This is a genomic window from Stenotrophomonas sp. HMWF003 (genome assembly GCF_003061285.1).
GTDB lineage: Bacteria > Pseudomonadota > Gammaproteobacteria > Xanthomonadales > Xanthomonadaceae > Stenotrophomonas > Stenotrophomonas maltophilia_AP.
Genome location: NZ_QAIW01000097.1, coordinates 1 through 5,975 on the forward strand (window position 1 = coordinate 1; position 5,975 = coordinate 5,975).

The 5,975-nt window shown below is 65.4% G+C and carries 6 protein-coding genes; all 6 read right to left on the reverse strand.

Translation table 11 applies throughout. The features are described 5' to 3' along the window. Window positions 1-1,232: hypothetical protein (locus tag DBR34_RS03950; protein WP_219928207.1), on the reverse strand; the 1,232-nt coding region annotated here is incomplete at its 3' end. A gap of 78 nt (window positions 1,233-1,310) precedes the next feature. After that, window positions 1,311-1,721: a GtrA family protein gene (locus DBR34_RS03955; RefSeq protein WP_128095793.1), complete on the reverse strand. Its 411-nt coding sequence runs from the start codon at window positions 1,719-1,721 to the stop codon at window positions 1,311-1,313. Beyond that, the gene (locus tag DBR34_RS03960; protein ID WP_128095794.1) at window positions 1,718-3,025 is read right to left on the reverse strand and encodes an NAD(P)/FAD-dependent oxidoreductase; all 1,308 of its coding nucleotides are present in this window, start codon (window positions 3,023-3,025) and stop codon (window positions 1,718-1,720) included. The genes DBR34_RS03955 and DBR34_RS03960 overlap by 4 nt, the downstream gene beginning before the upstream one ends. A gap of 29 nt (window positions 3,026-3,054) precedes the next feature. Next, window positions 3,055-3,999: an NAD-dependent epimerase/dehydratase family protein gene (locus DBR34_RS03965; RefSeq protein WP_128095795.1), complete on the reverse strand. Its 945-nt coding sequence runs from the start codon at window positions 3,997-3,999 to the stop codon at window positions 3,055-3,057. A gap of 1 nt (window position 4,000) precedes the next feature. Then, a complete protein-coding gene (locus tag DBR34_RS03970) occupies window positions 4,001-4,732 on the reverse strand; it encodes an SDR family oxidoreductase (protein ID WP_128095796.1) in 732 nt (243 codons plus the stop codon). 2 nt (window positions 4,733-4,734) lie between these two features. Next, the coding region (locus tag DBR34_RS03975) for an FAD-binding oxidoreductase (protein ID WP_258223650.1) at window positions 4,735-5,975 on the reverse strand (1,241 nt) is incomplete at its 5' end.

The window sequence follows — 5,975 nt, forward strand, 5'->3', positions numbered from 1 at the left end:
GTGGGGGCAGGGGCGGGATCGTTGGTCCCAACCGTCACGCTCCAGCCGGCCGGGTTCACTGGAATTCTATGCAGGCCCCCGGCTTCCAGTTGATGGGCATGGTGGGGCCAGGACAGATTGGGAAGTCCGGCCCTGCGCAGATGCCCGGTATTGGTGACGGCAAAAATGCTGATCAGCGCTGCCGTCAACACGGTCGCGTTGCGCCGGCTCCGCCGGCTGGTACCGCTCAGCACCAACCACACCGCCCACCACCACACCACCTTGGCCAGGTAGAAGTAGCGGTCGGCGGCGGACAGTTCCAGCATGGGCAGCAAGTTGTGCTGGCGGATGATCGGCGCAAAGGTGGCGATCAGCCCGAAGGCGGCAAACCCGAGCACGGCAAGGCGGGCACGTCCGTCGGCTTGGCGGGAGAAGACCAGCAGGCCAAGGATGAGCGCATACAGCAGTAGCCAGCCCGTGCCGGTGAGGAAGGTGCCGCCGAAGGTGTGGATCGGCACGAAATGGGTGAAGGTGAGTTTGAGCGTAGGAAGGAGCGCGTGCTCAGCCACGCTTTGGATCGGCGGTCTGGCGATCAATGCACATGTCTGCACGGCCGCGCCCAGTGCAAGTGCCGCCCACACTCTCCAATCGCCCGCCGCGACGACATTGGCCAGCGCGCCGCCAAAGGGATCCCAGCGGACACGTCTGGCCAGCCAGCTTCCTGCCAGCATGGCGGCAACGACGATCGACAGAATGACCGAGAACGGGCCGGTGACCGCGATGAGGAAAACACCCAAGGCACGCAAGGCGCCCACCAGCGGTGTGGCTGGCGGCCGGACAGGGGCCAGGCAGTAGGCAGCCAGGGTGAACTGCAGGAACCATTGGGTGTTGGTGAGGGTGCCAAACAGCTCGCCTCCGGTCGGCACCGCAAGGAACGACATCGCCAGGATCCAGGCGGGAATGTACTTTCCCAATTGCCGGCATGTCAGCACGATGGCCGTCGCGCTTAGCAGAACGGCAGATGCGTTGTAGATCAACGGCGCCTTGATGACCGGAAGCCACGACGCCACCCACGCCACCAGCCGCGGAATCGTATGCAGGTACCCCGCATACGGCGTAAACAGCTGGGGCAGTGTCTGGCCGAACTGGTCGCGGAAGAAAACCGTCGCGTCCTCGGCCCAGAACTGCGGCACGCTCAGTGCGTCATTGCACTTGTAGGCAACCAGGAACAGGACAATGAGAAAGAACGACACGCGCTCCTTCCGCGACTGGGGCGGTCCAAGGGTCGCCAACCGGTGGGATGCAGTCATCTATCGTGGTGCTCGCTGATGTCAGGGCCGTGAGGCGAACGAAAAGCGCTTGTGCCCGATGTAGCTGGTGACCACCGGTACCGCCACGCCAATCGCATGGGCGATTGTTTCATTGTGGAAGTCCACGCCAAGCGCGGGCAGCACCCACCGTGCGAACAGCAGGCTGATGACGATGGTCTGCGCGACGGCGGCCAGGTTGATCGCGATGAACCAGAGCACCTGGTGGTGCAGACGGTTGCCGGCGTCGCTGAACACGAACAGCTTGTTCAGCGTGAACGCGGTGATCATGCCCAGGCAGTAGGCAATCACGATCGCCGGGACATAGTGCAGCCATTGGCTGAGCAGGATGCGCGAACCGAAGTTGACTGCCGCGGCCAGCCCTCCCGCGACCAGGAAAAGGACGAACTGCCGCGACAGCGCCGGCGCTTTCATCGGGAGACGGTGGCAGAGGCCGCCAGCCGCGCCAGCGTCTGGCCCACGGCGATGCTCTCGTTGATCGAGCGGTCTTCCGGGTAGTAATACGCAGTGTCGGCCATGAAGAACCCTTCCAGCGGCGACTGCATCGGCGGCAGCATGTCCTGGAAGCCCGGCGGGCAGATGGTCTGCGCGTACTCATAGCGGTGGCAGTGGGTAGCGCGGATCCACTCGGGCTTGAATGCCGGGTTGATCATCGGCAGGTAGCTGATCACCTCGTCGATGAGCTGCTGGTTGGTCCACTGCCATTTCGGGTGGGTCTTGGGCATGTAGTACGGCGCGTACACGATGTGCTCGCCAGGGCCCTTGCCGGGATTGAGGTTGCTGTACTCGATCAGGCCCGGAATGGCGATGCGCTCATCGCTGATGTTCATCCAGAAGTTCTCGCTGACCGGCTGCGACAGCTTCAGGATGACGCACGCCACCGGGATGTTCTCGATGGCCGCAACCTTGTCGGCGTAGTCCTTCGGGAGGCTCGGCACCAGCTTGGGCACATACTGGATGGGCGCGGTGGATACCACGCTGTCGTAGGCGGTGTGCGCGTCCGGCGTACGGATGCCCGTCACCTTGCCGGCCTCGGAGGTGACCTCCTCGATCGGCTGGCCCAGCAGGATGTTGCCGCCCAGGCGACGCACTTCGTTGGCCATGCGCTCCAGCAGGACAGACGAACCGCCTTCCAGGTAGCCCATGCTCTCATTGAACAGGTTGCGCCGCGACAGTGCCACGCGCTTGATGCGCGTACCGATCCAGGACGCCGACAGGTCGTTCTGGTACTCGAAGAACTTCAGCGCGAAGGCCTTTTCCCACATCACCTTGTAGGCCTTTGGGCCGATCCAGCGGGTGATCCAGTCGCGGGCGTTTTCCTTGTCGAGCGCGGTCCAGTCCTGGATGCCCTTGGTGTGCATCACGTGCAGGGCATAGCGGACCTTGTCCACCAGCCCCAGGTGCGGGAAGCCGAGCAGCGCGAACGGGGTACCCCATTTATGCAGCTTGCCCTGGTAGTAGTAGCCCATCTTGGTGTCCGTCCAGTGCAGGCGATCGGACAGCTGCATCTCGTCGAGCAGCTTGAACAAGGGGTAGTCGGTCTTGCAGATGAAGTGGTAGTAGCGCTCGATGCGCAGACCATCGAAGTCGAAGTCGGCCGACATGCCTCCGATGCGGTCGTCGCGCTCGTAGATGTCGACCTGGTGGCCCTGCTTGAGCAGCTCCAGTGCTGCCATGAGGCCCATGGGGCCGCTGCCGATGATGGCGAATGTGCTCATTGGACTCTTGTTCCGTCTGTTCTGTCTGGTCAGCGCTGCAGCACGATGTGGCTGTAGCGCGGGTCGGTGTAGCTTTCGCGGATGGCGTCTTCGAACGGGGTCTGGCGCACGCCGAACACCGCTTCGGTATCCACGCCCTTGAAGTCATCGCCGGCGCTGAGCGCCTTGAGCTGGTCGGCGGTGAAGGGCGGCTTGTTGCTGAAGAGCGAATAGGTGCGCAGCAGGAACGCGAAGAAGCCCATCGGGATGTGCACGATGACCGTGTGCAGCTTCTTGACCCGCTTGATGGTGCGGATGATGTCCACGTAATCCACGCGGGTGTCGCCGACGATGTCGAACACGGTGCCGTCCGGCTCGGTTTCGATGCACTTGGCGATGCAGCGGCAGAAGTCGCGTTCGTATAGCGGCTGGCGCATGAAGCGGCCGTCGCCGGGAATGGGGAACACCGGCGTGCGCGCCATGAAGCGCGACAACCAGCCCAGGTGCTTGGGGTCGAACCAGCCGAACATCAGTGTCGGCCGCAGCACGCAGTGGCGCTGGCCACTGGCCACTACCATCTCTTCCTGCGCACGCTTGGTATTGGTGTAGTCGTCCTTGGCCACCGAGTTCACCACCGACGAACTGATGTGCACCATGTACGGCACGGCAGCGGCCTTGCAGGCGGCCAGCACGTGTGCGGTGGCCGTCTGGTTGTTGCGCACGAACAGGTCGGTGGTCTTGCCGGTGATCTGCGCATGCAGCTGCGCAACGCATTGCGCCCCGGCAAATTCCTCCGCCCACGGGCCCGGTTCGGCGAGGTCGGCGTGCACGACCCGTACGTCGGGGTGCAGCGCGGTCAGGATGCCCAGGTTGTGGGCATGCTTGTCGATGGCGACCAGCTGGGTGTAGCCCTGCTGCTTGAGCTCGACGATCAGGTTCTGACCGACCAGGCCGGCGGCCCCGGTAATGACGATCTTGGCGTGCTTGTCGGTCATGTCAGAGCTTGATCCTGCGGAAGACGAACTCGGGAATGTTCTTGATCACCATCATGATGGCCCACCAGAAACCGGGCAGGTAGGCGACCGCGCGGCGCCGGTCGGACGCACGCACGATACCCTGTGCAACCTTGTCGGCCGACGCCCACAGCGCGCCTTTCTTGAAATCGCGGGTCATGGGGGTGTCGACGAAGCCGGGCTTGATGGTCAGCACGTTGATGCCGCGCTTGCCCAGCTTCTGCCCCAGGCCACTGAGGAACGCGGTGACGGCGGCCTTGGCGCTGCCATACAGGTAGTTGCTGGCACGGCCGCGGTCGCCGGCCACCGAGGAGATCACGGCCAGGTTGGCGCCCGACGGCAGGCGCTGGGCCAGCGCCACGCACAGCGCGATGGTCGAGGTGCCGTTGGTGACGAACTCACGCATGGCCAGGTCGACCGACTGTTCGCACGCGCCCTGGTCGGGCAGGGTGCCATGGGCCACCAGTACGCTGTCGATGCCGCCGGTGGCCGCCCAGGCCGCATCCAGCATCGCGGCATGGCCGGCTACATCGTTCATGTCCAGCACGCCGGTGTCCACGCGCTGGGCACCGCGCACGCGCAGGTCGGCCGCGATGGTCTCCAGCCGTGCCGCATTCCGGCCCACCAGGAAAAGCGCGCTGCCGCGTGCGGCGTACAGCCGTGCCACCGATTCGGCGATGGCCGAGGTCGCGCCGATGATGAGAACCTTCTGCATGCTTACTCCATGACCCGGCGCCAGAAGCCGGATGAAAAACGGGGATCGATGAACCGGGAAAAGGCATCCCAGTCCGGATAGGCGTGGCGGAACAGCGTGCCGGACATGCGCGCGTCCTTGGCGGCGTATACCGCGCCACCGGCGTCGCTGACGATCCGGTCCAGGCGGTCCAGCATCTTCAGCAGGTCCGGGCCGTCGTTGGGAAAATCCAGCGCCAGCGTCGTCCCCGGGCGCGGGAAGGACAGCATGCCCAGCGAGGGGCGGTCGCCGAATTCCTTCAGCACGGCCAGGAACGAGCCACGCCCGCTGCGTGCGATTTCGGCCAGCAGCGCGGCGGTGGCATCGCGGGCGGTGGCCGGTGGCAGCACGCACTGGTGCTGCAGGAAGCCGCGCGGGCCGTACATGCGGTTCCAGTGGTTGATGCCGTCCAGCGGATAGAAATAGCTCTGGTAATGCGCCAGGTGGCGCGCGCGACGCGCCGGCTGGCGCCAGTAGTACAGGGTGTTGAATGGCCGCAGGGTCAGCCCGTTCACCAGCGACACTGGCGGCACTACCGGCATGCTGCGGCGTGGCGCGGCACTGGGGGTAGCGGCCTGGGGGTTGCCGCGCGCGTGGTCGCCGCGCAGGAAATGGCCGCGCCCCAGCTGCTTGCCGCTGGCCAGGCAATCGATCCAGGCCACGGTGTACTCGAAGCTGGCGGCCGATTCGCGCGAGAGCGCGAAGAAGTCGTCCAGGCCATCGAAGCGGATCGATTCGGTCTGGATCCACGGGCCCGGCACGCGCCGCAGCTGCAGCTCGGCCCAGGTGATGAAGCCGGTCAGGCCCAGCCCGCCGACGGTCGCGGCGAACATCCCGCTGGCATCGCCAGCGTCCAGTTCGATGCGCTGGCCATCGCTGCGCAGCAGCTCCAGGCGGCGGACGTGGTGGCCAAACGTGCCGGCACAGTGATGGTTCTTGCCATGCACGTCATTGGCGATCGCGCCGCCCACCGTGGCATACCGGGTGCCCGGGGTGACCGGCAGGAACCAGCCCTGCGGCAGGGCGACATCGATGATGTCGGCCAGCGTCGCCCCGGCTTCGCAGCGCACTACGCCGGTGGCCGGGTCGAAGCCGATGAAGCGATCCAGCGCACGGCTGGTGAGCAGGGTCTGGTCCGGGTTCAGGCAGCTGTCGCCATAGCTGCGCCCGTTGCCATGCGGCAGCACGCTGCCGTCGGCGGGCAGCGGCAGCGGGGCGTGGCGGT